The 1,397-nt window shown below is 36.6% G+C and carries 2 protein-coding genes; one reads left to right on the top strand and one right to left on the bottom strand.

The window, feature by feature from the left end; all coding sequences use genetic code 11:
* The coding region (locus AAOP42_RS08105; RefSeq protein WP_349527986.1) for a penicillin acylase family protein at positions 1–354 on the top strand (354 nt) is incomplete at its 5' end.
* 124 nt (positions 355–478) lie between these two features.
* Here AAOP42_RS08105 and AAOP42_RS08100 read toward each other — a convergent pair.
* Entirely contained in the window at positions 479–973 is a 495-nt protein-coding gene (locus AAOP42_RS08100; RefSeq protein ID WP_349527985.1) for a hypothetical protein, read from the bottom strand.
* Between the last annotated feature and the right edge of the window lie 424 nt (positions 974–1,397).

The raw sequence follows: 1,397 nt of genomic DNA, 5'->3' as shown, positions 1-1,397 counted from the left end.
CACAACCATCCTTTTGGGAAAGTAGAAGCACTAAGGAAATTTTTTAACGTTGGGCCTTTTGAGGTAGATGGGAGCAACATGGTCATCAACAATTTGAAATTTCATTTTAATAAAACAGGAAAATACGAGGTAAATGCCGGGCCATCTACCCGAAGGATTGTAGATTTCTCGGATGTTGAAAACAATAGCTGGAGCATATTGCCTACAGGCAATTCTGGCAATCCATTCAGCAAACATTACGACGATCAGGCAGAAATGTATGCCACAGGAAAATACAGAAAGCAGCTGATGAATGAAGCTGAAATCCGAAAATCAGCTCCCAATCGATTGGTGCTAAACCCTGATCAGGATTAATATATTATTGGTAACTATTCAGCTATGAAAAGCATCAAATTGAGACACTTCGCTACCTGCCGAGGCAGGTAGCGAAGAATCTTAGCAAGGAAGAAATTGGAGAGAGCTACGGATTACATCATTTTTATTTACTACTAGCTACCGGAAGTGACCTCACAGCATATTTGTCTTCTATTTGCTCCACTTTTTTGAGCCTGGTATAAGTCATCATCAGGTTCAATGTAGAATTTACTTTAATAGACTTTCTGTTATAAACCTTGAGGTAGTTGTTTTTCTTATCCAGGTGAAAAAGGAGGTGATATTTTGTGGCGTAATAAATGCTTTCATTCATTCCTTTGTGAGTTACATATTTGATGGGAAATGAACGACTCTGGATATTATTATTAACTATGGTACTATGAGTAATAAGAGTGTCGGACAATTCAAAAAGGTGTTCATTTTGGTCAAAACGAAATTTTTTTCCTCTTTCTATTGAGTAAGTCATATTGCTCCAATAAGTGCCTCTGCTGACGTTGTACTTATCTTCATAAAGGGTACAACCTGACAATTGAAACAGGCATGCCAACAATAGAATCAAATACCAAAAACTGACTTTTGTGTTTCGTGTGATAGATACCATCTTCTTACAATCATTAATGTGAAAAAACATTTAACAATCATGCAGGGCTTTTGAAGGCATATAGGTTTTCAAAAAGCAACCTCAACATGTGTAGTGATTTGTATGAAGAGTTATCCGTAAAATGAATAGTAGTTTCGGTGTAAATATATTCACCAACTAATATTGCGATAACCAATAAATGGTGAACCAACATTTATTGGTTGTGAATTCCAGAATTGTCTTGGTGGAATAAATTTGATGTACTTATAAGAATGGTTAGTCTATTTAAAAGAAAAACCCCAACGCAATAACTAAGCATTCGTGCGGCCGATAGGCCAAGCATGAATGTAGTGTTGAACGAACCGTAGTTGGTATTTGGCAGATAGTCTTATGGGTTTTTCGGTCTGTGGATTTGGTTGACCTGTAGATTTAAGTAGGTCTTTGA

It is taken from the genome of Reichenbachiella sp. MALMAid0571 (genome assembly GCF_040151475.1).
In the GTDB taxonomy this organism is placed as follows: domain Bacteria; phylum Bacteroidota; class Bacteroidia; order Cytophagales; family Cyclobacteriaceae; genus CAXBNB01.
The sequence above is the reverse complement of the archived record's forward strand: the minus strand, read 5'-3'. Positions and strand labels throughout refer to the sequence as shown.